Source organism: Saccharothrix lopnurensis (assembly GCF_042658445.1).
Taxonomy (GTDB): Bacteria; Actinomycetota; Actinomycetes; order Mycobacteriales; family Pseudonocardiaceae; genus Actinosynnema; species Actinosynnema lopnurensis.
This window is the reverse complement of the sequence record NZ_JBHSQO010000031.1, coordinates 34,145-59,918: the sequence shown is the minus strand read 5'-3', so window position 1 is coordinate 59,918 and position 25,774 is coordinate 34,145. Positions and strand designations below refer to the sequence as shown.

Sequence of the window (25,774 nt, the reverse complement as noted above, 5' to 3'; positions counted from 1 at the left end):
CCGGCGGTATCGAGCGGACCTGTCGGCGGTGCCCCGACCTGCGGCTCCTGTGTGAGCACCCGGACGGTACGCGTTGGTCCATTAAGCGGTCAAGCCGTCCACATTCGTGAACGAGTCGGGCCACCCCCGAAGTGCCGAACGCCCGACTGGCACGACCGGACCAGGACAAAAATAGTTCAGCGAGCCAACTAACAGGAATTCATTGACTTAAGCGTTATAGCTCTGCATCCTGAACCCCGCTTCCCACGCGCCTTCAGGAGGACGCGGCATGGTGACCATCGCGCAAGTGGCACAGCACGCGGGGGTCGCGGTCAGCACGGTGTCGTACGCCCTCAGCGGCAAGCGCTCCATCTCCGCCGGCACGCGGCGGCGGGTCGAGGCGAGCGTCCGCGCCCTGGGGTACCAGCCGCGCAAGAACGCGCACGGGGTCCTGCTCCACCTGGCGCTGCCGGGGCACGGCGCGCTGGGCGCGGACTGGCTGGGCGCGTTCCTGGGCGCGGCCACCGCGACCGCGCACGCCGGCGGGGCCGACCTGCTGGTGAGCCCGTCGGCCCACCACCGGGGCGCGGCGGGCGTCGTGGTGGTGGCGCCGGCGTCACCGCCGCTGGACACGTCGGTGCCGGTGGTGCTCGTGGGCGGGGACGGCGGTGCGCCGGCGCACTCGCGGGTGGACCTGGACCGGGTCGCGGCGGGGGTGCGGGCCGCGAACTACCTGGCCGACCTGGGGCACCGCGCGGTGGCGTTCGTGCACGACGGCCCGCCGGAGGACTTCCACCACGGTGTCGCGCGCGGGGCGCGGGAGCGGAACGTGGTGGTGCGGGCGCACTGCCGGTCGACCGAGGTGGACCAGGTGTTCGCGCAGGACCGGCCGACCGCCGTGGTGGCGGCGGGCGAGGGAGCGCTGGTCGCGGTCCTGGAGGACCTCCAGCGCAGGCAGTTGAGGGTGCCCGAGGACGTGTCGGTGCTGGCGCTGTGCCCGGACGAGGCCGCGCGGCGCGGTCGGTGGGCCGTGACGTCGGTGTCGGTGTCCCCGGCGGCCCTGGGACGGGCCGCGGTCGAGGCGGTGCTCGACGGTCGGCCGACCACCCGGCTCCTGCCGCCGCGACTGGTGGTGCGGGCGACCACCGCGCCGGCGCGTGGTGGGGGTTGAGCAGCGGGGGTCGAGTAGCAGGGTCGAGCAGCGAGGGTAGGGCGGCAGGGGTCGAGCAGCGGGGTTCAGCAGGCCAGGGACCGCGCCCCGCCCTCAGAAATCCCCACGCGGCGTGGTGCGCCCGGCCCCCGACGGCACCAGCGAACCCCCCGCCACCGACCGCGCCCCCGGGTACAGGGCCGTCACGAGCGGGTCCGGCGCGTCGACCACCAGCACGTCCAGCAGATCCGTCGGCGTCCCGGTGCGGTTCAGCACGCGCCGCTGCCGCTCGGCGCCGCACCCGACCCGGTGCAGCACGGCCAGCGCCCGTTCGACCAGGTCCAGGTCGCCGTTCGCGGACAGCGCGGGCCGCGCGTGGCGGACCAGCCTGCGCAGCAGGTGCCGCACCGGCACCAACCGGCCGGAGAGCACGTCGAGGGTCCGGCCGGCGAGACCGTCGCGGGCGGCCCGCCACTCGGCCAGCCGCAGCGCCTCGGTGGTCACCTCCGGCGCGGGCACCCCGCGTTCGACGTCCACCACGGCGGTGGAGACCAGGGCCCGCACCAGGGCGGCGAGCAGCAGGGCCTCGGTGGTGCTGCCCGCGACGTCGGCCACGCGCACCTCCACGGTCGGCAGGTGGCACGACGGGCGCACGTCCCAGTAGGCCATGGCGGGGTCCACCGCCGCGCCGGACTCGCGCAGCAGGTCGGACACGGCCCGGTAGTGCGCCCAGGAGGAGAAGCGCGGCGGCGGGCCGGCGGCCGGCCAGCGGTGCCACACCACGGTGCGCCAACTGGCGTAACCGGTGTCGCGGCCCCGGCACAGGGGCGAGTTCGCGGTGAGCGCCCCCAGCACCGGCAGCCACTGCCGCAGGTGGTTGCACACCTGGACGGCGACCTCGCGGTCGGGCACCCCGACGTGCACGTGGCAGCCGCAGATGGACTGCTCGTCGGCCAGCTGCCCGAAGGCGCGGGCGATCCCCCGGTACCGCGCCAGGTCGGTGATCGACCCGCTGGGCTCGCCCAGCGGGGGCGACCCCACCGCCAGGGCCAGGCACCCGGCCTCCCCCGCCGCCCGCGAGACCGCCGACCGCATCGCCACCAGCTCCCGGCGGACCTGCCCGAGGTCGTGGCACACCGGGGTCTTGACCTCGACCTGCGTGGTGAGCAGCTCGTGGTCCAGGTCGAGCCCGAACCGCTCGCGCGCCGCGGCGACCACCTCGTGGGCCCTGGGCACCGGCACCCCGGTCGCGGGGTCCACCAGGAGGAACTCCTCCTCGACGCCGACCGTCGGGGCCGGGGGTGACGGGAGTGGCTGACCCATGGCTTCCACCGTTCTGCTCTGGCGCCCGGTGCCACGGGTGGGAGTGCCGCGCACGGCGACCACCACCCGGCGGCGCCGGCGCGCTGTTCGACCGGCTGAGCGGGCCACCCGTGCAGGGGAGGTGGCCCTGAAACCCCGGTTACCCGAGCGGGACAAGGCGAAAACCACCGGCCTGTTCGGACGGTCCGTTGTGGACTGACGAGGCGGCCGGAGGACGGGTGCGCGGAAGTCCCGGCGGGCACCGGGTGCGCACGGGAGGACGGCTGCCGCCCCCGCCCTACCCCTTCCCGGGACCATCAGTCAAGCCTCACCCGATCGGGCAAGGAATCTCACCCGTATGCCCGCCAGCCGGGAGAGAAGGCATACCGTCGAGGGGCGGTCCCGCCTGGCGGCCCGTCCGGAACTCCGCATATCTTCCACGCGGAGGGGGAAGGCTGTGTGCGTGGAACTGGCCAGGGTGCTGACGGAAGCGGCTCGGACGCTCGCCGCGCAGCAGTCGTTCGACGCGACCGCCGAGCACGTCGTGGAACTCGCGCTCGGCATCGTGCCCGGCGCGGGCTCCGCCTCGCTGTCGCTGGCCCGCACCGGCGCCCTCCAGACCGTGGCCGCCACCGACGAGGCGGCCGCGTCCGCCGACGCCGCCCAGTACGACGCCGGCGAGGGACCCGGCCTGCACGTGCTCCCCCACGACCGGGTGCTGCGGGTCGACGACCTGGCCGCGGAGACCCGGTGGCCGCGGTTCACCACGCGCGCGGTCGAGCGGGGTATCCGCGCCGTGCTGGCCTGCCACCTGCCCTCCCGGAACGGCGGGCGGGCGGCCCTCACCCTCTACTCCCGCGAGCCCGGCGCGTTCGACGAGGACAGCCTGGCGGTGGCGGCGCTGTACTCGACGCACGCGGCCCTCGCGCTGGACGCGGTGCTGCGGGAGGAGGACCTGCGCACGGCGGTGGTCAGCCGCGAGGCCATCGGCCAGGCCGTGGGCATCCTGATGCAGCGGCACCGCATCACGTCCGACCAGGCGTTCCAGCTGCTCTCCACCGCATCGCAGAAGCTGAACATCAAGGTGCGGCGCCTGGCCGGGATCGTCGTCGAGACCGGGATCGACGCCCGCGACACCGCCGAGCTGGCCCGCCAGGCGGCCAAGGACGCGGGGAACCGGGCGGACGAACTGCGCCACCGGCTCGCCTCCAAAGCCCCGATGAACGGCACCTCCGGTCCCCGGCACCTCGACGAGGCCAACCGCCGGGCCCGGCAGGCCGCGGCTCGGGCGGCCGACCGCCTGCAACGCACGATGGTCGCGTACCTGTCGGCGGCGGAGGCGCACGAACGAGCCGCGAAGCTGCACGAGAGGATCGCCGAGAACGGGTTCCGGGACGTCCGGGAGCACCACCTGAAGCAGGCCGAGGAGCACCGGCAGGCCGCCGTGGTGGCGCGGCAGGCGGTGGAGAACGGGTGGGCCGGGCCGCCGCCCACGTGACGGGTCCTCACCTCGCACCGGCCGGTCCACACCCGTCTCCGGCGGGTCCACGCCCGGAGCAGGTCCACGCTCCCGGCAGGCCCTCTTCCTCCAGTGGGTCCACGCCGCACCGGCAGGGCGATACCCACGACCAATCCGCCTGGCACTACGGTGATGAACGATTCAGCGAAGGACGTGAGGCATGTCGCAGGCACACCGTGACCTGATCGTGGTGGGCGCTTCGGCGGGCGGTGTGGAGGCGCTGCGGGCGCTCGTCGCCGGCCTGCCCGCCGACCTGCCCGCCGCGGTGGCCGTGGTGCTCCACATGCCCCTGGGCGGGGCCAGCGCGCTGCCCGCGATCCTGCACCGGTCCGGCGCCCTGCCCGCGGTCTTCGCGCGGTCCGGGATGCCGCTGACCCACGGGCGGATCCACGTGGCCCCACCGGACCACCACCTGCTCGTCGTGGAGGACCGGTTCGCGCTGTCTCACGGCCCGACCGAGAACGGGCACCGGCCCGCGGTCGACGCGCTGTTCCGGTCCGCCGCCATCGCGCTCGGCCCGCGGGTCACCGGCGTCATCCTCTCGGGTGTCCTCGACGACGGCGCGGCGGGAGTGGTGGCGATCCGCGCCCGCAGCGGCCGGGTCGCGGTGCAGGACCCGGCGGACGCGCTGCACCCCGGTATGCCGGAGAACGCGCTGCGCCACGTCCGGCCCGATCACGTGCTGCCCGCCGCGGACCTGGGACCGGCGCTGGCGAAACTGGTGCGGGAACAGGTGGCGCCGTCCTCCGCGCCACCCGCGTCACCGCAGGTCGAGCAGGAGAACCGGATCGTCCGGGATTGGCGGGTCACCATGGGCGCGGGCACGATCGGCGAGGCCAGCGAGTACACCTGCCCGGACTGCAGCGGGGTGCTGAACGAGGTCGAACCCGGCACGCTGCGGTTCCGGTGCCAGGTCGGCCACGCGTGGTCGGTGGAGGCCCTCGCGCAGGCCCAGGGCGACGCCTTCGAGAAGGCCCTCTGGACGGCGCTGCGCACGCTGGAGGAGAAGGTGCGGCTGTCCGAGCGGATGGTGGAATCGGCGCGCACCCGCGGTGACGGCCGCCAGGTCAACCGCTACCAGGGCCGGCTGGACGAGTCCGTCCGCGCGGTGGACGTGCTGCGCGACTTCCTCCTCTCCACCGGTGAACCGGTCCCGGTGGAGGAGACCGGCGCGACGAGCGGTGACCCGGCCGGCTGATCGGGTCACCGACGCGCGACGACCCGGCCGCAGCGGGTAACCTCCCCGCTCGTGGAGGCCAAACCCGTCGAGCCGGACAGCAAGCTCGAAGCCGTCCTCAAGTACCTGAAGGAAACTCGCGGGTTCGACTTCACCGGCTACAAGCGCACCAGCCTGGCCCGCCGCGTGCGACGGCGGATGAGCCACGTCGGCATCGACGACTTCGCCGACTACCTGGACCTCCTCCAGGTCAACCCGGAGGAGTTCGACGCGCTGTTCAACACCATCCTGATCAACGTCACGGACTTCTTCCGCGACACCGAGGCGTGGGAGCACATCCGCGCCGAGGTCATCCCCCTGCTGCTCGCCGAGCGCGGCCCGGACGACCCGGTGAGGGTCTGGAGCGCGGGCTGCGCGGGCGGGCAGGAGGCATACACGCTGGCCATGGTGCTCGCCGACGTGCTGGGCCCCGAGCGGTTCCGGCAGCGGGTGAAGATCTACGCCACCGACGTCGACGACGAGGCGCTGACGCAGGCGCGGCAGGCGTCCTACTCGGCCGGTGAGGTGCACAACCTCCCGGAGGAGCAGCTCCAGCGCTACTTCGAGCAGCAGGGCAACCGGTACGTCTTCCGCAAGGACCTGCGCCGGTCGGTGATCTTCGGCCGCAACGACCTGGTCCAGGACGCCCCGATCTCCCGCATAGACCTCCTGGTGTGCCGCAACACGCTGATGTACTTCAACGCCGAGACCCAGGGCAAGATCCTCAACCGGTTCCACTTCGCGCTGTCGCCGCGCGGGATGCTGTTCCTCGGCAAGGCCGAGATGCTGCTCTCGCACACCAGGATCTTCGACCCGGTCGACCTCAAGCGCCGCACGTTCCGCCGCACCCCGGGCGGACTGACGGGCATGGGCAGCTTCATCTCCCAGCCCCGGGTGCCCGACCGCGCCGGCGAGGTGGGCGGCTTGGCCGAACTGCGCGAGCACGCGTTCTCCGCCAGCCCCGTCGCGCAGGTCGTCATCACCGGCGAGGACATCGTCGCGCTGATCAACCAGCAGGCCGAGGTCGTGTTCGGGCTCTCCCACCGCGACATCGGCCGACCGCTGCGCGACCTGGAGATCTCCTACCGGCCGGTGGAGCTGCGCGCCTACGTCGAGCAGTCCAAGGTCGAGCGCCGGGCGATCCGGATCAAGGACGTCGAGTGGACCCGCTCGCCGGGTGACGTGATCTGGTTCGAGATCCACGTCAACCCGCTGGTCCACGCCGACAACGGCCTGCTGGGCGTCACCATCGTCTTCCACGACATCACCGCGGCGCGCAAGCTGCTGGAGGAGCTGGAGCACACCAACCGCCGGCTGGAGTCGGCGTACGAGGAGCTCCAGTCGACCAACGAGGAGCTGGAGACCACGAACGAGGAACTCCAGTCCACCGTCGAGGAGCTGGAGACGACCAACGAGGAGCTCCAGTCCACGAACGAGGAGCTGGAGACCATGAACGAGGAGCTCCAGTCCACCAACGACGAGCTCCAGGCCATCAACGACACCCTGCGCGAGCGCAGCGCCGAGCTGGACCAGGTCAACGACTTCATGGAGGCGATCCTGACCTCCGTGCGCTTCGGCGTGATCGTCGTCGACCCCGACCTGCGGGTGCTGGTGTGGAACCGGGGCACCGAGGACCTGTGGGGCCTGCGCCGCGACGAGGCCGTGGGGGTGCACCTGCTCAACCTGGACATCGGCCTGCCGGTCGGCGAGCTGCGCTCCGCGGTCCGGGCCGCGCTGGCCGGGGCGGACACCCAGGACGTGCTCATGCTCGACGCCATCAACCGGCGCGGGCGCAACACCACCGTCCGGGTGGTGGTCGCCCCGATGCGCGGCCAGGACGGCACCTCCCAGGGCGCGATACTGGTGATGGAGCCCTCCGAACAGCCGGAGTGACCGGCCTCACGCCGCGTCCAGCACCGCCCAGACCACCTTGCGCCCGTTCGCCGGGTCCGGCACGCAACCCCACGTCCGGGCCAGCTGCGCGATGACGAGCAGGCCCGTGCCGCGCTGCGGCGAACCGCCGGGGTCCGGCAGGACCACGGTCGTGGGATCGTCGTCGCCGACCGCGACGGTCAGCACGCCGCGCCGCAGCTCCAGCTTCAGCCTGGCCTCCGACACGGTGTGGCAGACGGTGTTCGTCACCAGCTCCGAGGCCACCTGGACCGCCGTGTGGACCACCGCCGCCGGCACCGACCAGTCCGCGCAGAGCTCGCGGACGAACGCCCGCGCCACCCGGGGGCTGCCCGGGGCCGGGGGCAGCACCCGGTGCGCCCGCCGGCACGGTGCGGGCCCGCCGACGTGCGCCAACGCGTCCTCGACGGTGGCGTGCACGGCCACGTACCGGCGCAGCGCCGTGCCCCGCGGCAGCTGCTCGGCCGCCCCGGCCAGCAGCAGCGGCACCGACGGCCAGTCGCAGGTCCGCAGCCACACTGCGGCGAAGACGCTGAGCAGGCACTCGTCCCGGACCTCCAGGTCCCCGAGGTCCACCACCACACCCCGCGGCTGCTCGACCGCGCACTTGAGCAGGGTGTTGCGCAACGACGCGTAGTTGGCCAGGTCGAGCACGCCCTCCGGGCGCACCACGAGGCAATCCCCCACCGGTCGCACCTCGCAGTGCAACCTGCTTCCCACCTGCATTGACCTCCCCATCCCGCCGTCCGGCTCCGCGTGCCCGGCAGGCTACCCGCCGCGCGGTGCGGGCAATCGTGGGTGAAGACCCGGTCGAACGGGGTGCGCCGGCGGGGCGTCACCCCTGGTCGAGGACCCCGGGTCACTCCAGGCGCAGCACGGCCGTCCCGCCGGCGGGCACGGTGGTCCCGGCGGGCCAGGCCGTGCCGGTGAGCAGGTCGACCCCGTTCAGCGCCACCTCGGCGGCGACGTCGGTGTGGTTGATGACGAAGGCGTAGTCCGCGTGGACGCCGTGGCGGCGCACGACCTCGACGTCCCGGGGCAGGTCGACGGGCACCACGCCGGCGTCGTCGCGGACCTGCCGCAGCACCCCGGCCAGCGATTCGCCGCGCAGCCGGGTGGACAGGTACCAGGCGCTGCCCGCGCCGAACCGGTTGCGGGTGACGGCGGGTCCGCCCGCGGCCGGGCCGTCGGCGTAGTCCAGCACGGACCGGGCGCCGGCCGGCCTGATGTCCTCCGCCCACACGTCGCCGGTGAGGCCGCCGGTCAGCGCGACCCGCTCGTCCCGGCGCAGCGGCAGGAACTCCTCCACGGTCAGCCCGAGCACCTCGCGCAGCGCGCCGGGGTGGCCGCCGGGGTGCACGACGTCGTTGCCGTCGACGACGCCGGAGAAGTACGACACGGCCAGCGTGCCGCCGCCCGCCACGTAGTCGGACAGCACCTTCGCCGCCGGGGTGGTGGTCAGGTACAGCGAGGGCACCACGACCAGCCGGTACTCGGACAGGTCGCCCTCCGGCGGGACGAAGTCCGCGGTCAGGTGGGCGTCCCACAGCTGCTCGTAGAACGCGCCGACCCGTTCCCGGTAGCCCAGGTCCACCGAGGGTCGCCAGGGCAGCTCCAGCGCCCACCACGACTCCCAGTCCCACACCACCGCCACGTCGGCGCGCACCAGGCTGCCGCGCACCTCGCGCAGCGAGGCCAGGTCCTCGCCCAGCCGCACCACCTCGCGCCACACCCGGCTGTCGGTGCCGGCGTGCGGCAGCATCGCGGAGTGGAACTTCTCGGCGCCGGACCGGGAGGCCCGCCACTGGAAGAACATCACCGCGTCCGCGCCCCTGGCCACGTGCGCCAGGCTGTTGCGGGCCATCTCCCCGGGCCGCTTGGCGAGGTTGCGCGGCTGCCAGTTCACCGCGCTGGTGGAGTGCTCCATCAGCATCCACGGCTGCCCGTCGGCGACCGCGCGGGTCAGGTCCGCGGTCAGGGCCAGGTCCACGTGGGGCCGCTCGGCCTCGGCGGTGAGGTAGTGGTCGTTGGCCACCACGTCGACCTCCGCGCCCCACCGCCAGTAGTCGATCGACCGGCAGTTGGTGGTCATGAAGTTGGTGGTGACCGGCAGCGACGAGTGCTCGCGCAGGACGTCGCGCTCGGCGCGGTAGCAGGACAGCAGCTCGTCGGAGCAGAACCGCAGGAAGTCCAGCTCCTGCGCCGGGTTGTTCGCGGTGGCCGTGGCGCGGGGCGGTTCGACCTCGTCCCAGTCGTCGTAGCGCTGGCCCCAGAACGCGGTGCCCCAGGCGGCGTTGAGCGCCTGGGGGCTGCCGTAGCGGGAGCGCAGCCAGCGGCGGAAGGCCCGCGCCGACTCCGCGCAGTAGCAGGCGCCCAGCGGCGCGCCGTACTCGTTGTGCACGTGCCACAGCGCCAGGGCGGGGTGACCGGCGTAGCGGGCGGCCAGGGTCCGGGTGACGCGCGCGGCGGCCTCGCGGTAGGCGGGCGCGCTCGGGCAGAACGTCGCGCGCGAGCCGAGGTCGAGGACCACGCCCTCGCGGGTCACCGGCCGGATCTCCGGGTGGGTCCGGTAGAGCCAGGCGGGCGGCACGACCGTGGGCGTGGCGAGGTTGACCGAGACGCCCGCGCCGTGCAGCAGGTCGAGCAGCCGGTCCAGCCAGCCGAGGTCGAACTCGCCGGGGCGCGGCTCCAGCAGCGCCCACGAGTGGATGGCGACGCTGACCAGGTTGACCCCGGCCCGGCGCATCAGCTCGACGTCCTCGACCCACACCGGCTCGGGCCACTGCTCCGGGTTGTAGTCGCCGCCGTACACCAGCCCGTCCACGCCCACCGGCCAGGGAGGACCACCCGGACGCGAGACCCCGAACGCCATGAACACCCCCGCGACTGTGAACGTGCACACCCTTCAACGCTGATTAACGACGTGCAACAACGCGATGTCAAGTGGTTGACACGGTCCCGGCCCGCAAAACTACTGTGCACGTTCACAGCGCGGTTCCCGCCGGCAAGGGCGTCGGCGACGCGTACACCCCGGAGAGATCCCATGCGACTCGATCTGGCGAAGAAGTCCCTCGCCGTCGGACTCGGACTGGCACTGCTCGCCGGCTGCGGCGGTGGCGCGGAGGACGCCGACGGCCCCGTCGAGCTGACCTTCTGGTCCTGGGCGCCCAACATCGAGGAGGTGGTCGAGAAGTGGAACGCCGGCCACCCGGACGCCCGGGTGGTGGTGAGCAAGCAGGCGTCGGGCGACGACCTGGTGACCAAGCTGCTCACCAGCGCCAAGGGCGGCAACCCGCCGGACCTGGCCCAGGTCGAGTACCAGGCGCTGCCGACCCTGGTGAGCAACGACGTGCTGGCCGACGTCTCCGGGGCCGTCGGGGACGCGGCGGACGAGTTCGCGCCCGGCGTGTGGGACCAGGTCACGCTGGGCGGCAGCGGCGTGTACGCCGTGCCCCAGGACTCCGGCCCGATGATGTTCTACTACCGCGCCGACCTGTTCGAGCAGTACGGCCTGACCGTGCCGAAGACCTGGGACGAGTACGCCCGCACCGCCCGCGACCTGCGGGCCAAGGCGCCCGACCGGTTCCTGGGCACCTTCTCCTCCAACGACCCGGGCTGGTTCGCCGGCCTGGTCCAGCAGGCTGGCGGCCAGTGGTGGTCGGTGGACGGCGACCGGTGGAAGGTCGGCGTCGACGACGCGGCGTCGCGCAAGGTGACCTCGTACTGGAGCGGCCTGGTCGCCGAGGGCGCGGTGGACAGGTCGCCGATGTACACCCCGGAGTGGAACAAGGCGCTCAACGACGGCGTCCAGATCGGCTGGCTCAGCGCCGTGTGGGCGCCGGGCGTGCTCCAGGGCAACGCCGAGGGCACCAGGGGCAAGTGGGCCATGGCCCCGATGCCGCAGTGGGACCCGGCGTCGCCGCGCACCGGCAACTGGGGCGGTTCCACCACGGCCGTCACCGCCGGCTCGGCGCACCAGCGGGCGGCCACCGAGTTCGCGGTGTGGCTCAACACCGATCCCGAGGCCGTCGCCGCGCTGGTGACCGAGAGCGGCGTCTACCCCGCCGCGACCGCCGCGCAGACCGGGGGCGCGTTGAGCGAACCGCCCGCGTTCTTCGCCAACCAGCCCGACTTCTACGCCCGCGCCGCCGAGATCGCGGACACCGCGGCGAGCTTCACCTGGGGCCCCAACGTGAACGTCGCCTACACCACCTACAAGAACGCCTTCGGCGAGGCGATCACGGCGGGTGCGGACCTGGTGCCCGCGCTGGCGCGGGTGCAGGAGGCGACCCTGGCCGACCTGAGGGCGAACGGGTTCTCGGTCGGATGAACAGGGCCGCCGCACGGCGCGGTACCACCTCCCGGCGCAGGACCACCTCCCGTCCGACGACCACCGGGGTGGCGCCGTACGCCTTCGCCGCCCCGGCGGTCGTGCTCTTCGCGCTGACGTTCCTGCTGCCCATCGGCTACACCGCGTACCTGAGCCTGTTCCGGGTCGAGGTCAGGGGGCTGGGCCTGGGCAGGGGCAGCCGCAGCGAGGTGTTCGCCGGCCTGGGCAACTACGCGCGCGCCCTCACCGACGCCGAACTGGGCGCGGGCGTGGTGCGGGTGCTCGTCTACGGCGGCATCCTGGTGCCGACCATGCTGGGGTTGGCGCTGGTCTTCGCGCTGCTGCTGGACGAGGAGCGCGCGCGGGCGCGCGGCTTCGCCCGGCTCGCCATCTTCCTCCCCTACGCGATCCCCGGCGTCATCGCCACCGTGCTGTGGGGCTTCCTGTACCTGCCCACCACCAGCCCGTTCACCCAGGCGCTGCGCGCGCTGTCGCTGCCGGAGGCCGACTTCCTGTCCCCCACCGGCATCTACTTCGCGCTGGCCAACATCGCGGTGTGGGGCGGCGTAGGCTACAACACGGTCGTCCTCCACACGGCGCTGCGGGCGATCCCGCGCGAGCTGTACGAGGCGGCCCACATCGACGGCTGCACGCCGGTGCAGGTGGCGCTGCGGGTCAAGGTGCCGCTGCTCGCGCCCGCGCTCGTGCTGACCACCCTGTTCTCGGTCATCGCCACGCTCCAGGTGTTCGCCGAGCCGACCACGCTGGCCCCGCTGACCAACTCCCTGTCGCGCACCTGGACGCCGCTGATGAAGGTCTACCAGGACGCCTTCGCCCGGGGCGACGTGCACTCGGCGGCCGCCACCTCGGTGCTGATCGGCCTGGGCACGGCCGTGATCTCGTTCGGCCTGCTGCGCGCCACGCGGCGGTTCGGTGGCCTGCGGTGACCGGCCGCCGCCCCCTGCTGCCGACGCTGGTGCTGCTGCTCGGCGCGCTGTACTGCCTGCTCCCCGTGGCGTGGGTGGTGGTCGCGGCCACCAAGAGCAGCGGCGAGCTGTTCGCCACCTCGACGTTCGAGCCGGGCTCGTCCCTGCCGGCCAACCTCGGGGACCTGTTCGCCTACCGGGAGGGGCTGTTCCTGACCTGGATGGCCAACTCCGCGCTCTACGCCGGCCTGGGCGCCCTGCTGTCCGCGGCGGTGTCCGGGGTGACCGGGTACGCGCTGGCCAAGTTCTCCTTCCGCGGTCGGGACCTGTTCTTCAACGCGCTCATCGCGGGCGTGCTGGTGCCCTCGGTGGTGCTGGCGATCCCCCAGTACCTGCTGCTCTCGGAGCTCGGGCTGACCGACTCCCACCTGTCGGTGCTGCTGCCGAGCGTGATCAGCCCCTACGGCATCTACCTGGCGCGCGTCTACGCGGCGGCGGCCGTGCCCGACGACGTGGTGGAGGCCGCCCGCACCGACGGGGCCGGCGAGACCCGCATCCTGACCTCGATCGCGCTGCCGATGATGCTCCCCGGCCTGGTCACGGTGTTCCTGTTCCAGTTCGTGTCCATCTGGAACAACTTCCTGCTGCCGTTCATCATGCTCGGTGACGACCGGAAGTTCCCCGTCACCCTGGGCCTCTACACGCTGCTCAACCAGGGCAGCACCGTCCCGGCGCTCTACACCCTGGTGATCGCCGGTTCGCTGCTGTCCGTCCTACCCTTGATCGTGTTGTTCCTGCTGCTCCAGAGGTACTGGCGGATCGACCTGATCTCGGGTTCGGTGAAGGCGTGAGGAAGGTATGACCGGCGATCGCGACAAGGCCCGGCACAGGGCGACCATCCACGACGTGGCGGCCGTCGCCGGGGTGTCCCGGGGCACGGTGTCCCGGGCGCTCAACGGCGGGCGCAACGTCAGCCCCGGCTCGCTGGAGGCGGTCCGCCGGGCCGTGCGCACCACCGGCTACGTGGCCAACTCGGCGGCGCGCAGCCTGGTGACCCAGCGGGCGCACTCGGTGGCGTTCGTGCTCACCGAGCCGCAGCAGCGGCTGTTCGAGGACCCCAACTTCAGCGTCCTGCTCCAGGGCTGCACGCAGGCGCTGGCCGAGCACGACGTGCCGCTGCTGCTGATGACCGCGGGCAGCGACGTCGAGCGCGAGCGCACCAGCCGGTTCATCGCCGCCGGGCACGTCGGCGGCGTGCTGCTGGTGTCCTCGCACACCGGCAACCCGCTGCTGGAGGACCTGCGGCACACTGGCATCCCGGTGGTGGCCTGCGGCAAGCCGCTGGGCCACGAGGGGCGCATCGCCTACGCCGCCGCCGACGACCGCGCCGGGGCGCGCCGGCTGGTGGAGCACCTGCGGGAACGCGGCCGGCGGCGGATCGCCACCATCACCGGCCCGCCGGACACCCCCGGCGGGGTCGAGCGGCTGGCCGGCTACCGGGACGTGGTCGGCGCCGGGGCCGCCGCGTCGCTGGTCGAGCACGGCGACTACAGCCGGGCCGGCGGCGAGGCCGCCATGGCCCGGCTGCTGGCCCGGGAGCCCGACCTGGACGCGGTCTTCGTGGCCTCGGACCTGATGGCCGCCGGTGCGCTGGACGTGCTGCACGACGCGGGCAGGCGCGTGCCGGGGGACGTGGCCGTGGGCGGCTTCGACGACTCGGTGACCGCCCGCTCGACCAGGCCGGCGCTGACCACGGTCCGCCAGCCGTTCGAGCGGATCACCCGCGAGATGGTCCGCCTGCTGCTGGACCTGACCGCGGGTCACCCGCCCGCGGCGGCGATCCTGCCGACGGAGCTGGTCGTGCGCGACTCCACCTGAGGCCCACCGGTCGCCGGGTCGCGCCGCGCGCCGCCGCCCCGGACCGCCAGGCGGGGTCGCAGGAGCCGGGTGGCCCGGTCGTCCAGCACCGCCCCGACGGCCGCCGCGCCCAGTTCGGCGGGCGACACCGAGACCGAGGTGACGCCCTCGGGTTCGGCGACCTCGTCCGGGCAGAGGGCGGCCACCGAGGCGTCCTCGGAGACCCGCACCCGGCCGGCGCGCAGGGTGGCGAGCACACCGCGGAGCACGGCGCCGCCGTCGGCCACGTAGGCGGTGGGCCGGGCGGTGTCCCCGAGCAGGTCCGGGGCGGGCCAGCGGTGGGGCCGGACCTCCACGCCCCGGGCCCGGCAGGCGCGGGCCAGGCCGCAGAAGAACTCCGCCAGCGGTTCCCCGTGCACGAACGCCACCACCCGGTGGCCGAGGTCGGCCAGGTGGTCGGCGCACAGCTCACCGGCCTCCGCCCGGTCCACGTCCACCCTCACCTGGTCGACGTAGCCGGGCCCGACCAGCACCACGGGCACCTCCGCCCCGAACGGGGCGGTGGCGGGCGCCAGCACGACCAGGCCGTCGTGCCCCTCCGCGTCGGCCACCGACGAGGTGACGACCAGGGAGGCGTCGTCGCGCCGGGCGCGGGCGGCGGCCGCGGCGAGGAACGCCTCCAGCCAGCCGGACCCGGCGTCGAACCCGGGCGGGACGACCACCGCGAGCACGAGGCCGTCGTGCCTGCGCGGCGGGTAGCCGAGCCGGCGCACGCTCTCCTCCACGCGCCGCCTGGTGGTGGGCGACACCGACCGCTTGCCGCTGAGCGCGTACGACACCGTGCTCACGGCGACACCTGCGTGCCGAGCTACCTCGGCGAGGGTGACCACGTCGTGACTCCTGTGACGAGGGGACGGGGGCCTCCCAACATGCAGACCCCGCCCCGGGAAGTCAATGACGAAATCAATTCAGTGGTCGAAACGCGAAACATTTACGAGAAATGTTCACGAATGTGAATAGTTTCGCAAGTACGACCGCCGCCGCACGACGCCACCAGGCAGGACGCGGCTCGGCGAATCGAAGCGATTCGCCTCCGGCGCCCACCCCTCAAACGTGTTTGGGTGAGCGGTTGAACTATTCCGCGGGCCCGCGTGGCGCACGGACAACCCCACTCCCGCCCAAAGGTGAATACGCACCTTCGGGCGAACTCCGGGCGGGGGGCGCGGTCGGCCGGGACACCCCGCCGAATCCGGCCGGGAGCGGCATCGGGGCACCCGGCAGCCGGGCGACAGGTCCACTGAGGACAGACGGCGACCTTCCCGCGCAACCCACCGCGCAACCCACCGCGCAACCCACCGCGCAACCCACCGCGCAACCCACATCGGGTCGCCCGCCGACCCCCGGTCGTTACACCCGCCCGATGCGCCTTCCCGAAGGTGTGATACGTATCACCGCTGTTCCGTTCCAATTCGCGCTTCCTCGCGGTGTGGAGTCGCCGGGCAGGCCGTTCGGCGTAAAACGGCGGTGGTCGCGACCGCGATGGCCACTGACCGTGAGGAATTTCCCACGATCCGGTACCCCGGCCCTGCTCCGACCGGTCCCGTCCGACGCCGCGCCGCTGCGGCACACCGGGTGACGGCACCTCCACCAGGGCAGACGCGGCTCGTTCGGGGCCCCGCCGCGCGTGGTCCCCCGGTCGGCGGCACCGCGCGCCGGGTGACGCCGTCCCAGCGCCCGCGAACCCGCCCCCACCGGTCGCCCACGCGGTCCCGGTCGGTGGGAACCCGTTGCGGGCCGCAGTAGTGTGGCAACAGTTCGACCTGGGGGGTCACAAATCCGTGACCGCACATCCCGTGGCTGCTCGGTGTCGACGAGCACCGGTGGAGCAGCCGACACAACATCGACCCGTCGTCCAGGGGGACACGACAGTGGCCGAGGGCTTGGGAGTGACCGTTCCACGATCGACCAACACCGGGGAGCGTGCCCGCGTGCTGGCCGTCGGCGGGACGGATGACCTGCTCACCTTCTTGTGGACCGTGGAGGCGCTCCAGGAGCTCGAGATCGCCGGAGTGGTGCGGGCCGACGCCGGGGCGCCGGACGTGATGAGGGCGCTGCGGCCGGACATCGCCCTGGTGTACTGCGAGACCGATGCCGAGGAGCAGGTGCTGGAACTGCTGGGGCGGATGCGGGAGGACGGTCGCCACCGGTGCGACGTGCTCCTGATCGTCACGCGGCCGCGGCCGGAACTCGTGCTCGCCGTGGCGCGGTCGGGCGTGTTCTCCTGCTTGGTGGCACCGGTGGAACCGCAGACGTTGCGCAACCTGATGGAGGCGTGGCTCGTCCGGTGGCGCCTCAAACGCGAGGCGCCCGAGCACCTGCCCGAGGACCTGCTCGACGACCGCCCTGCCGATCCCGGTCCGCGTGACGAGCCGCGGCCGTCCACCACCTCCACGCTCGGCCTGGTCGCGACGGCGCTGCGCGACAACCCCGGCCCGCTGTCGGCCTCCGAGGTGGGCGAGCTGTGCAAGCTGTCCGCGGTGGCCAGCCGGCGCTACCTCAAGCAGCTGGTGGACCGGGGTTCGGCCGTGATGACCGTGCAGTACGGCAAGACCGGGCGCCCGCGGCACCTCTACGGCTGGGCGGCCCACCTCATGCGCGGCTGACCCCACTCGCGGCCGACCCGCACGGAGCCGACCCACGCGCGGCCGACCTCACGCGTGGCTGAACGCCAGGCCCACGCCGAAGCTCACCAGCACACCGCCCATGGCGCCGTCGACGGTCCGCCGCACGACCGGGCGCCGCAGCACGTCGCCGATCTTCGCGAACACCAGCGCGTAGGCGGACATGCAGCCGAAGCTGACCACCGCGGTCACCGCCACCAGCGCGACCGGCAGCCACGCCGGGTCGCCCGGTCCGGTGAACTGCGGCAGCAGCGCCGACATGAACAGCGCCGTCTTGGGGTTCAGCGCGTTGGTGAACAGACCGTCCCGGTAGGACGCGGCCACGCCGCCCGGCGGGACGGCCCGCGCGCCGGTCGCGTCCGCCGACCCGTCCGGGCGGATGGCGCTGATCAACGACCGGATGCCGATGTAGCAGAGGTACAGCGCGCCGATCCACTTCAGCACGGTGAACGCCACCACCGAGGTGGCCAGCAGCGCCGCGATGCCCGCGATGGAGGCGAGCCCCCACCCGACCTGACCGGTGCTGCACCCCGCGGCGGCGGCCATCGCCGCCCGGCGCCCGCGCCCCAGCGAGTGCTTGATCACGACCGCCGTGTCCGGTCCCGGGATCAAGGTGGCGAGCAACGACACGCCGGCGAATGCGATCAGCGTCGCGAACATGCCCAGACGATAGCAGCACGGCAGGTCCCGGACCGCGAAGTGCGCGACACCGCCCGGTCGGGGTAGGTGGAGAAGTTTGGAAACTTTGGAAACTTTTCCAAGTGGGCCACCCCGGTGGCACCGGCTGGGCCACCCCGGTGACGACCCCGGACCCCAGTTGACGGCAAATTGTGCCGTGCTTACGTTGAGCCCGTCACTGATTTCCGGGTCTCGGTTCGATTCGTTTTCAGACAACGAGCCGAACCCCCGAGCGGAAACGGGTGGGATCACATGGACGACGTCGCCCTGTACGCGCCGATGACCTACGACGAATCGGGTTACCCCCGCTACGCGTTCCCGGCGAACCACCCCGCGCACGGCGACGAGCAGTACACCGAGCGCCGCAACCGCATCGCCCACCAGGGCGCGCGGCACGTCTACGGCACGCCCGCGCCCGAGATCGACTACCACGAGCAGGACAACGAGACCTGGCGGGTGATCCAGCGGTCGCTGGCCGAGCGGCACGACGAGTACGCGGCCGCGGACGTGGTCCGGTGGGCCGCCGAGCTGGACCTGCCCACCGACCGGGTGCCGCAGCTCAACGAGGTGACCGAGCGCCTCACCGCGATGTCCGGGTTCGCCCTGGAACCCGCCGTAGGCTTCGTGCCGATCGAGCAGTTCTACGGCGTCCAGGCGGATCGGAAGTTCTTCGCCGCCCAGTTCATCCGGCACCACTCGCAGCCGCTGTTCTCGCCCGAGGCGGACGTGGTGCACGAGCTCGTGGGCCACGCGCCGGCACTGGGCAACCCCAAGGTCTCCGAGCTCTACCGGCTCACCGGCGAAGCCGTGCGGCGGGTCACCCTGCCGCGCACCGTCGAACTCGTCTCGCGCGTTTTCTGGTTCACCCTGGAGTACGGCGTGATCGAGGAGAAGGGGCAGCCCAGGGCCTACGGCGCGGGCCTGCTGTCCTCGTTCGGCGAACTGGAGAAATTCCGCGGGGCGGACATCCGACCGCTGGACCTCAAAGGCATGGCGACCACCGAGTACGACATCACCGATTACCAGCACGTGCTGTTCGCGGGACGGTCGATCGACCACGTCCACGACTTCTTCTCGGAATTCTTGCTGACCGTGGACGACGAGGACCCGGACCGCATCGGCGTCTCTTTCTAGGAAACCACCGGCCCGACATCTCCTGGGAGTTCTCAGTGGCCGTACGGACAGGCACGCACGTCACCCCCGCGCGCAGCCGGATCGACGATCTCGACACCAAGCTGATCGCGCTGCTGCACGAGCGGCGGCGCATCTCCGCGGGCATCCAGCGGGACCGGCTCGCCAACGGCGGTGTGCGCACGGACACCGCACGGGAGCGGGAGATCTTCCGCCGCTACCGCAGCGAGTTCGGCAGCGCGGGCACCACGCTCAGCTCGACGGTGCTGGAGATCTGCCGGGGCAGGCTCGGCGCCGAACGCGCGCACCACGCGATCGAACCCGAGACCGGGCCGCTGCGGCTGGGCACGTTCTCCTTCGCCAACTGCGGCACCGTGCGGTGGGGCCTCGCGGACGTGCCCACCGAGACCGGCACCCCGGCGGCCATGGCCGCCGCGCTGCTGGTGGGCGAGGTCGACGTGGCGCCGATCAGTCTCGTGGAGTACCTGCGGCACCACGACGAGCTGCTGGCCCTGCCCGGCCTGGCGATCGGCAGCGACGGCCCGGTCCTGTCGTGCCAGCTGTTCACCCGCGGCCCGCTGGAGGACCTGGCGGGCGGCCGGGTGGCGCTGGGGTCCACCAGCCGCACCGCGGCGCTGCTGGCGACGGTGCTGCTCGCCGAGTGGGCGGGCGTGGACGTCGAGTACCGGGTCGAGCCGCCGGTGCTGGCCGACATGCTGCGGCAGGCCGACGGCGCGGTGCTGATCGGCGACGCGGCGCTGGCCGAGACGCTGCACCCGCGGCCGGGTCTGCGCGTGCACGACCTGGGCGCCCTGTGGCGGGACTGGACCGGGCTGCCCATGGTGTTCGCGGTGTGGGCGGTCCGCCGGTCGACGGCCGCCCGCCGGCCCGACGACGTGCGGGCCGCGCACGCCGTGCTGCTGGAGGCCGCGGGGCGCGGTGCCGCGAACCTGGCGGACGTCGCCGAGTCGCTGGCGCACAACGGCCTGTTCAGCGGCGACGAGCTGACCCGCTACCTGGGCACGCTCGACCACTCGCTCGGCGAGCGGCAGCTCGCGGGCATCCGGCACTTCGCCAAGCTCGCCGCCCGGCACGGCGACGTGGCCGAGGACGCCGACCTCACCTTCTTCGGAGGAGACGCATGATCCGGCACATCGTGCTGTTCAGGTTCAAGCCCGGCGTGTCGTGGGAGGACGACGCCGCGCTGGCCGCGGAGGCCGTCGCGCGCCGGGTCGGCGACGAGGTCCCCGACCTGCGGTACTGGTACGCGGGCCGCAACATCTCCGACCGGCCGGTGGCCTACGACTTCGTGGTGGTCGGGCTGCTCGCGGACGAGGACGCGCTGGGGCGGTACATGGTCCACCCGTTCCACCAGGACGCCATCGCCCGGTGGCGGGAGATCAGCGAGTGGGTGATCGCGGACGTCGTCGAGCAGGACGCGACCGTGGTGACCAACGACGTGCCCGTCACCGCCGCAGGCTGACCCCGGGAGCCGAACGATGTTCACCATCTTCAACGAGGAACTGGCCGAGGTCGCCCGGCGCTTCCGCGACGACCACCGCGAGTTCGCCGCGGGCGGCTGGGACGCGGACCGCCTGGAGGCCCACCGGGTCGCCTCGCTGCGGGCCACCGTGGCGTACACGCGGGAGAACTCGCCGTTCTACCGCGAGCGCCTGGCGCACGTGGACCCGGCGGGCATCACGTCCTCCGCCGGCGCGGCGTGGACCTCGGTCCCGTTCACCACCAAGGACGACCTGCGGTCCGCGCGGCACGACCTGCTCTGCCGGCCGCTGTCCAAGGCGTGGATCTTCTACGAGACCACGGGCACCACGGGCGCCGCGACGCCGTGCCCGCGCGACAACGTGGACTCGCTGGCCAACAACACCGTGCTGACCGTGCACTACGACACGATCTTCCGGCGGCACGGCGACGAGCAGGTCATCGGCGTGTCCGGGCCCACGGAGCTGCACGCGTTCGGCGACACGTTCGGCGACGTGTGCCGCAACCTCGGCCTGGCGGTGGCCAAGATGTGGCCGCACTCCCCCATGGTCGGCTTCGACCGGGCCATCACGGTGCTGCGCGAACTCGGCATCACCGGCCTGTTCTGCACCCCCGGCATGGCCCTGACGCTCGCCAAGCGGGTCCGCGCGGCGGGCCTGGACCCGCGGCGCGACCTGCGCGTCCGGGTGCTGATGCTGACCGGCGAGCTGGCCTCGCCGGAGCTGCTGGCCAACATCGGCGAGGTGTGGGGCGCCCGCGCCTACAACGCCCTGTACGCCTCGCAGGAGGCGTCCGTGCTGGGCGCGGCGGGCGAGGACGGCGGGCTCTACACCGCGCCGCTGATCAACCACTACGAGGTGGTCGACCCGATCACGGGCGCGCCCACCGCGGCGGTCGGCGGCGTGCGGACCGGGGAGCTGGTGGTCACCGCGCTGTACCAGGGCGCGAAGCCGCTGGTGCGCTACCGGACCGGCGACCTGGTGCGGCTCACCGCGGGCGACGGGGCCGCCACGCTGCCCGCCGACCGGCTGGAGGTGCTCGGCCGCACCCGTGACGAGCTGGTCGTGGGCGGTCGCCCGATCAGCGGCTACGACCTGGAGAACCTGCTGCTCGGGCACGTCCGCGGCTACCTGGACTACCAGGTGGTGATCGACACCGACGGCGCGGGCGCCGACCGGCTCGTGCTCAAGCTGGAGGCGGCGGAGGGCGAGCCGCCGCGGGTGGACCCGGCCATCCGGGAGCACTGCCGGGACGTCCTGGGCGTGGACGTGAGCGTGGGCCACGACCGCTTCGGCAGCATCACCGGCACCGGCGCCATGGTCAGCTGGAAGGCCGCGCGCGTGGTGGACAACCGGTCGGAGGTGGACGCCGAGACCGCGACGGCCCGCGCCCTGGCGTCGGCGAGGTCGGCGCCGTGACCGCCGGGACCGCACCGGCCGAGCGCACCGGCAGCAGGCCGGTGACCACGGCGTGGGCCTACCACCTGGACGGCTTCGTGCCGATGGCGCAGGCCACCCTGCCGGTCACCACGCAGGGGCTGCACTACGGCACCGGCGTGTTCGAGGGCATCCGCGCGCACGTCGTGCCGGACCGCGCCGAGCTGGCGGTCTTCCGCCTGCACGACCACCTCGCGCGGTTCGAGCGGTCGTGCCGGCTGCTGCGCATCGACCTGCCGCACGACGTGGACGAGTTGGCCGGCATCGTCGTGGAGCTGCTGTCCCGCAACGGCGTCGTGCAGGACACCTACGTCCGGCCGCTGGCCTACAAGCACCGGCTGCTGCCCGGCACCCCGCCGGGGGTGTCGCTGCGGGGCAACTCCGACGGGCTGTCGGTCATCGCGTTCGCGCTGGGCGCCTACTCCCCCGAGGGCGGCGTCCGGTGCGCGATCAGCTCGTGGGCGCGGCCGTCGGCGCGGTCGATCCCGGTGCGCGCCAAGGCGACCGGCGCCTACCTGAACAACGCGCTGGCCGTGGACGAGGCCCGCGCGGCGGGCTACGACGACGCGATCCTGCTCAACGACCGCGGCCGCGTCGCCGAGGCGAGCACGGCCAACGTGTTCGCGGTGCGCGGCACCGCGCTGGTCACCCCGCCGCCGGACGCCGACATCCTGGAGGGCATCACCCGCGACACCGTGCGGGTGCTGGCCGCCGACCTCGGCCTGGAGCACGTCGAACGCGACCTCCAGCCCGCCGACCTGCTGCTGGCCGACGAGGTCTTCCTCACCGGCACGGGACTGGGCGTCACCCCGGTGGTCGAGCTCGCCGGACGGCCGGTCGGCCGCGGCGAACCCGGCCCCGTCACCACCGAACTGCGCCGCCGCTACCACGACCTGGTGCGCGGCCGCGACGAACGGCACGAGCACTGGCTCACCCGCGTGCCCGTGCCCCGGAACGCTTAGGGAGAGCAGATGTCACTGGCAGAACCCGTGCTGTTGGCCGAACCGCGCTTATCCGTGCTGGCGGCCCGCGACGTGCCGGTCCGGTCGGTGGGCACCCTCGGCCCGGTGGGCACGAGCAGCGAGCAGGCCGCCCGGCACGTCTGGCACGGCTTCGCGGGCAGCGGTGACCCCGTCGTCCGGCTGTTCGACACCTACGAGGACGCGGGCGACGCGCTGCGCGCGGGCGACGTGAGCCACGTCGTGGTGGCCAGCGCGTACGCGGCGGTCAGCGCCTTCTACATGGACACGCGGCTCGCGCTGGCCGGCGCGTTCATCCGGGACACCCCGCTGTACGGCATCGCCCGGCGGCGTGGCGCGGAGGTGCCCGCCGCGCCGCGGATCGCCACCCACCCGGCGCCGCTGCCGCTGGTCGCGCAGCTGCTGCCGGACCGGTTCACCGGCCACGAGACGGTCAAGGTCACCTCGACCAGCGCCGCCGCGATCGCGGTCCGCGACGGCGTCGTCGACCTGGCCCTGACCACCCAGCCCTCGGCGGCGGCCTACGACCTGGAGTTCATCTCCCGCACCCGCACGATCCGCATGCTGTGGTCGGTGTTCACGGCCGCGCCGGCCTGATCGGAGTCCCATGCTGTTCCTCGACGAGCACGAAGTGCACCGGCTCTACCCGGTGAAGGCGGCCATCGACCTGATGGCCGAGGCGATGCGCCGGTACAGCTCGGGCCTGGTGACCCAGCCGCTGCGCACGATCCTGCGCCCGCCGACCGAGACGGGGCTGCTCGGCACCATGCCGTGCCACGTCGCGGGCGACGGCCACGCCGGGTTCGGGCTCAAGGCGATGGTGCTCAAGCCGGAGAACCCGGCCCGCGGCCTGGACCTGCACATCGGCGTGGTCATGGTGTTCGACCCCGACACCGGGCGGCCGCTGGCCGTGATGGACGCGGGCGCGATCACCGCCATCCGCACGGCCGCGGTGTCCGCCGTGGCCACCGACGCCCTGGCCCCGGCGGGCGCGGGCGACCTGGCGGTGCTGGGCTCCGGCGTGCAGGGGCGGAGCCACCTGCGGTCGATGGCCGCGGTGCGCGAACTGCGCCGGGTCCGGGTGTGGAGCCGGACGCCGGAGCACGCCGCGGCCTACCGGGAGTGGGCGGCGACGGAGCTGGACGTCGACGTCGAGGTGGCGCCGGACGTGCGGTCCGCCCTGGCGGGCGCCGACCTGGTCTGCACGACGACGGCGAGCAAGGAGCCGATCGTCGAGCCGGGCTGGGTCGCGCCCGGCGCGCACCTCAACGTGGTCGGCGGCTCGTTCGCCGACGCGCGCGAGCTGGCGTCGCGGGTGGTCGCGGACGCGGCCGTGTTCGTGGACAGCCGCGAGTCGGCGGCCACCGAGTCCGGCGACCTGCGCGCGCCGCTGGCCGAGGGCCTGATCGGGCCGGACCACGTGCGGGCGGAGCTGGGCGAGGTGCTGCTGGGCGGGCACCCGGGCCGCGGCTCGGCCGACGAGACCACCCTCTACAAATCGCTCGGCCTGGCCGTGCAGGACACCATGTCGGGCTTCTACGTGGCCCGCGCCGCGCTGGAGGGAAGATGACGCCGGTACCCCGTCCCGCGCTGGACACCGTGCCGCTGTACGTGCCGAAACCGCCGGTCGCGCGGGCGGACGGCACCTCGCACCGGCTGTTCCTCAACGAGAACCCGTACCCGCCGCTGCCGTCGGTGCTGGCGGAGGTGGCGCGGGCGGCGCGGGTCGCCCACCACTACCCGGAGATCATGCCGGGCGACCTGGTGGCCGCGCTGGCCGCGCGGCTGGGCGTGCCGGAGTCCGACGTGGTCACCGGCCCCGGCTCGGTGGGCATCTACCAGCAGATCGCCCAGGCGGTGCTCGAACCCGGCGACGAGGTGGTCTACGCGTGGCCGTCGTTCGAGGCTTACCCGATCGTGGCGCGGATCGCCGGCGCGCGGGCGGTCGAGGTGCCGCTGCGCGACGGCGCGCACGACCTGGCGGCCATGGCCGCGCGGGTGACGGACCGGACCCGCCTGGTGTTCCTGTGCGAGCCCAACAACCCCACCGGCACCTCGGTCCGGCCGGCCGACCTGGAGGCGTTCCTGGCCGCCGTGCCGTCCTCGGTGCTGGTGGTGCTGGACGAGGCGTACCACGAGTTCTCGGACTCCGGCGTGGACGGCGTGGCGCTGTACCGCGACCACCCCAACGTGGTCGTGCTGCGCACGTTCTCCAAGGCGTACGGGCTGGCGGGGCTGCGCGTCGGGTACGGCGTGGCGCACCCGGTGATCAGCGCGGCGCTGCGGAAGTGCGCGGTCCCCTGCGGGGTCAACGGGATCGCGGTGCGCGCGGCCATCGCGTCGCTGGCGGTGGAGGACGAGCTGTTCGCCCGCGTGGACGGGATCGTGCGGGAGCGGGACGCGCTGCGGGTGGCGCTGGCCGAGCGCGGCGTGCCGGTGCTGCCCAGCGAGACCAACTTCCTGTGGCTGCCGCTGGGACCGCGCGCGGCGCCCGTGGCGGCGACCCTGGAGGCGGCGGGTCTGATGGCCCGCCTCTACCCCGGTGAGGGCATCCGGCTGACCGTCGGCACGCCGGAGGCCAACGCCCGGGTGGTCACCGTGCTGGAGGACGCGCTGGTGCGGGCCTGAGAGCCGGTCGGCGGGGGTGGCCGGCCCGGCCACCCCCGTTCGTCACCGAATTCACCGGTCCACCGGATCGTTCGGTCCACCGAATTACCGGTAGAGGCCGAAGTTGCCCACGAGCTTGTCCACGGGCTTCTTCGGCCCGGCGAGGCCCACCCCCACGTAAGGCAGGTCGCCGGTGCCGATCTCGGACATCCGCGAGATGTACTCGTCGTAGGTGCGCGAGGTCTGCGCGGTCCGGGTGAAGTCGACGACGAACACCTCGGGCACCGCCGCGGCCCTCACCACCAGCGAGGCCAGCGAGGCGGTGTCACCGCGCAGGATCGGGACGGGGATGCCGGTGATCCCCTGGTGCAGGAAGCCGTCGGCGTCCTTCACGTCGTCCCCCAGCACGCCGTCGACGTGGCGGCCGATGGTGAGCGAGAGGATCGCCGCGGTGTTGAGCGCCAGCCCCACGGGCAGCTCACCGTCGACGACGATCACACATTTGTCGGGTGCGTTGACCACCATGGCGCCACCGTACCAATGGTGATCTTGATCGATGCCGTGGGGCGGA

Annotated in this window: 23 protein-coding genes; 17 read left to right on the top strand and 6 right to left on the bottom strand. The window is 73.3% G+C overall.

The features are described 5' to 3' along the window. Positions 1-286 precede the first annotated feature (286 nt). Positions 287-1,150, top strand: a complete 864-nt coding sequence (locus ACFP3R_RS25455; protein WP_380639041.1) for a LacI family DNA-binding transcriptional regulator — start codon at positions 287-289, stop codon at positions 1,148-1,150. Positions 1,151-1,243: 93 nt separating this feature from the next. Here the strand turns inward: ACFP3R_RS25455 and ACFP3R_RS25450 are convergent, their stop codons facing one another. Continuing rightward, positions 1,244-2,452: a carboxylate-amine ligase gene (locus ACFP3R_RS25450; RefSeq protein ID WP_380639039.1), complete on the bottom strand. Its 1,209-nt coding sequence runs from the start codon at positions 2,450-2,452 to the stop codon at positions 1,244-1,246. 442 nt (positions 2,453-2,894) lie between these two features. On the opposite strand from ACFP3R_RS25450, the gene ACFP3R_RS25445 reads away from it, so the two are divergent. From ACFP3R_RS25445 to ACFP3R_RS25435, 3 genes are all read left to right on the top strand, one after another. Then, entirely contained in the window at positions 2,895-3,929 is a 1,035-nt protein-coding gene (locus ACFP3R_RS25445; protein ID WP_380639037.1) for a GAF and ANTAR domain-containing protein, read from the top strand. A 181-nt stretch (positions 3,930-4,110) separates the two neighbouring features. After that, positions 4,111-5,148, top strand: a complete 1,038-nt coding sequence (locus ACFP3R_RS25440; RefSeq protein WP_380639035.1) for a chemotaxis protein CheB — start codon at positions 4,111-4,113, stop codon at positions 5,146-5,148. A 51-nt stretch (positions 5,149-5,199) separates the two neighbouring features. Next, the gene (locus ACFP3R_RS25435; RefSeq protein ID WP_380639033.1) at positions 5,200-7,059 is read left to right on the top strand and encodes a CheR family methyltransferase; all 1,860 of its coding nucleotides are present in this window, start codon (positions 5,200-5,202) and stop codon (positions 7,057-7,059) included. A 6-nt stretch (positions 7,060-7,065) separates the two neighbouring features. Here the strand turns inward: ACFP3R_RS25435 and ACFP3R_RS25430 are convergent, their stop codons facing one another. After that, complete coding sequence (locus ACFP3R_RS25430) at positions 7,066-7,764, bottom strand: ATP-binding protein (RefSeq protein WP_380639031.1); 699 nt, start codon at positions 7,762-7,764, stop codon at positions 7,066-7,068. A gap of 172 nt (positions 7,765-7,936) precedes the next feature. Next, entirely contained in the window at positions 7,937-9,979 is a 2,043-nt protein-coding gene (locus ACFP3R_RS25425; RefSeq protein ID WP_380639028.1) for a beta-galactosidase, read from the bottom strand. Positions 9,980-10,120: 141 nt separating this feature from the next. On the opposite strand from ACFP3R_RS25425, the gene ACFP3R_RS25420 reads away from it, so the two are divergent. The 4 genes from ACFP3R_RS25420 to ACFP3R_RS25405 all read left to right on the top strand — a co-directional run bounded on the left by ACFP3R_RS25420 (position 10,121) and on the right by ACFP3R_RS25405 (position 14,211). Beyond that, entirely contained in the window at positions 10,121-11,407 is a 1,287-nt protein-coding gene (locus tag ACFP3R_RS25420) for an extracellular solute-binding protein (RefSeq protein ID WP_380639025.1), read from the top strand. 68 nt (positions 11,408-11,475) lie between these two features. Continuing rightward, positions 11,476-12,354 carry a carbohydrate ABC transporter permease gene (locus ACFP3R_RS25415; RefSeq protein WP_380639023.1) on the top strand — a complete coding sequence of 293 codons (879 nt, stop codon included), beginning with the start codon at positions 11,476-11,478 and terminating at the stop codon, positions 12,352-12,354. Then, positions 12,351-13,184 carry a carbohydrate ABC transporter permease gene (locus ACFP3R_RS25410; RefSeq protein WP_380639020.1) on the top strand — a complete coding sequence of 278 codons (834 nt, stop codon included), beginning with the start codon at positions 12,351-12,353 and terminating at the stop codon, positions 13,182-13,184. Before ACFP3R_RS25415 ends, ACFP3R_RS25410 begins: the two co-directional genes overlap by 4 nt. A 7-nt stretch (positions 13,185-13,191) precedes the next feature. Continuing rightward, positions 13,192-14,211 (top strand): LacI family DNA-binding transcriptional regulator, encoded by a 1,020-nt coding sequence (locus ACFP3R_RS25405; RefSeq protein ID WP_380639017.1) that lies wholly within the window; start codon positions 13,192-13,194, stop codon positions 14,209-14,211. Here the strand turns inward: ACFP3R_RS25405 and ACFP3R_RS25400 are convergent. Continuing rightward, positions 14,154-15,080 carry a LacI family DNA-binding transcriptional regulator gene (locus tag ACFP3R_RS25400; protein WP_380639015.1) on the bottom strand — a complete coding sequence of 309 codons (927 nt, stop codon included), beginning with the start codon at positions 15,078-15,080 and terminating at the stop codon, positions 14,154-14,156. The two genes, ACFP3R_RS25405 and ACFP3R_RS25400, sit on opposite strands and share 58 nt — an antisense overlap. 1,056 nt (positions 15,081-16,136) lie before the next feature. Between ACFP3R_RS25400 and ACFP3R_RS25395 the strand changes: the two genes are divergently transcribed. After that, positions 16,137-16,853, top strand: coding sequence for a hypothetical protein (locus ACFP3R_RS25395; RefSeq protein WP_380639012.1), 717 nt, complete (start codon positions 16,137-16,139; stop codon positions 16,851-16,853). Positions 16,854-16,901: 48 nt separating this feature from the next. Here ACFP3R_RS25395 and ACFP3R_RS25390 read toward each other — a convergent pair whose 3' ends face one another. Next, positions 16,902-17,531: a LysE family translocator gene (locus ACFP3R_RS25390; RefSeq protein ID WP_380639009.1), complete on the bottom strand. Its 630-nt coding sequence runs from the start codon at positions 17,529-17,531 to the stop codon at positions 16,902-16,904. A gap of 270 nt (positions 17,532-17,801) precedes the next feature. On the opposite strand from ACFP3R_RS25390, the gene ACFP3R_RS25385 reads away from it, so the two are divergent. From ACFP3R_RS25385 to ACFP3R_RS25350, 8 genes are read left to right on the top strand one after another with little or no spacing between them, the layout of a single operon-like run. Then, on the top strand, positions 17,802-18,683 hold the full coding sequence (locus ACFP3R_RS25385) for a phenylalanine 4-monooxygenase (RefSeq protein WP_380639006.1): 882 nt from the start codon (positions 17,802-17,804) through the stop codon (positions 18,681-18,683). A 35-nt stretch (positions 18,684-18,718) separates the two neighbouring features. After that, a complete protein-coding gene (locus ACFP3R_RS25380) occupies positions 18,719-19,825 on the top strand; it encodes a chorismate mutase (protein ID WP_380639004.1) in 1,107 nt (368 codons plus the stop codon). Then, positions 19,822-20,163 carry a Dabb family protein gene (locus tag ACFP3R_RS25375; RefSeq protein ID WP_380639001.1) on the top strand — a complete coding sequence of 114 codons (342 nt, stop codon included), beginning with the start codon at positions 19,822-19,824 and terminating at the stop codon, positions 20,161-20,163. The genes ACFP3R_RS25380 and ACFP3R_RS25375 overlap by 4 nt, the downstream gene beginning before the upstream one ends. A 16-nt stretch (positions 20,164-20,179) precedes the next feature. Then, complete coding sequence (locus ACFP3R_RS25370) at positions 20,180-21,598, top strand: phenylacetate--CoA ligase family protein (RefSeq protein ID WP_380638998.1); 1,419 nt, start codon at positions 20,180-20,182, stop codon at positions 21,596-21,598. Next, the gene (locus ACFP3R_RS25365) at positions 21,595-22,578 is read left to right on the top strand and encodes a branched-chain amino acid transaminase (protein WP_380638995.1); all 984 of its coding nucleotides are present in this window, start codon (positions 21,595-21,597) and stop codon (positions 22,576-22,578) included. The genes ACFP3R_RS25370 and ACFP3R_RS25365 overlap by 4 nt, the downstream gene beginning before the upstream one ends. A gap of 9 nt (positions 22,579-22,587) precedes the next feature. Beyond that, positions 22,588-23,193: a hypothetical protein gene (locus ACFP3R_RS25360; protein ID WP_380638993.1), complete on the top strand. Its 606-nt coding sequence runs from the start codon at positions 22,588-22,590 to the stop codon at positions 23,191-23,193. Between the two features lie 10 nt (positions 23,194-23,203). Continuing rightward, a complete protein-coding gene (locus tag ACFP3R_RS25355; RefSeq protein ID WP_380638991.1) occupies positions 23,204-24,166 on the top strand; it encodes an ornithine cyclodeaminase family protein in 963 nt (320 codons plus the stop codon). Continuing rightward, positions 24,163-25,224, top strand: coding sequence for a histidinol-phosphate transaminase (locus ACFP3R_RS25350; RefSeq protein ID WP_380638989.1), 1,062 nt, complete (start codon positions 24,163-24,165; stop codon positions 25,222-25,224). Before ACFP3R_RS25355 ends, ACFP3R_RS25350 begins: the two co-directional genes overlap by 4 nt. Positions 25,225-25,308: 84 nt before the next feature. Here ACFP3R_RS25350 and ACFP3R_RS25345 read toward each other — a convergent pair whose 3' ends face one another. Continuing rightward, the gene (locus tag ACFP3R_RS25345) at positions 25,309-25,728 is read right to left on the bottom strand and encodes a DUF2000 domain-containing protein (protein WP_380638987.1); all 420 of its coding nucleotides are present in this window, start codon (positions 25,726-25,728) and stop codon (positions 25,309-25,311) included. Positions 25,729-25,774: the final 46 nt, after the last annotated feature.